Raw genomic sequence first — 287 nt, 5'->3', positions numbered from 1 at the left:
GACACGGACGAAGAAGATCGGAAACGTACTTTGGAAGGTCTTGTTAGCACCATTAATAGCGAGGTGGAAGCCGAGACCACTAAACTTAAAGCCTTAAAAGACATTGAGAAACTATATCCTGTACTCTTTAAGAAGTATGTCGATGAGAAAGGTCATATACATGACTTGACTGGGTTTTGGAAGGCATATAATGAAGAGGTTTCAAAATCCGGAACACAGTCAAAACAGGCTATAGTCGAATCTTTGGAACAACAAATAAAAAGTGCAGAATGGGCTTATAATCTGGC

The 287-nt window shown here is 39.7% G+C and carries 1 protein-coding gene; it reads left to right on the top strand.

Annotated features, from left to right (window positions below; genetic code table 11):
- Positions 1–30: 30 nt before the first annotated feature.
- Positions 31–287 (top strand): hypothetical protein (locus PZE06_RS29130; RefSeq protein WP_275792558.1); only part of this gene is annotated, 257 nt, incomplete at its 3' end.

The sequence above is a fragment of the Robertmurraya sp. DFI.2.37 genome (assembly GCF_029211245.1).
Classification (GTDB): Bacteria; Bacillota; Bacilli; order Bacillales; family Cytobacillaceae; genus Robertmurraya; species Robertmurraya methanolica_A.
Note: the sequence above shows the minus strand (reverse complement) of the source record. Positions and strands in the feature narration are given on the sequence as shown.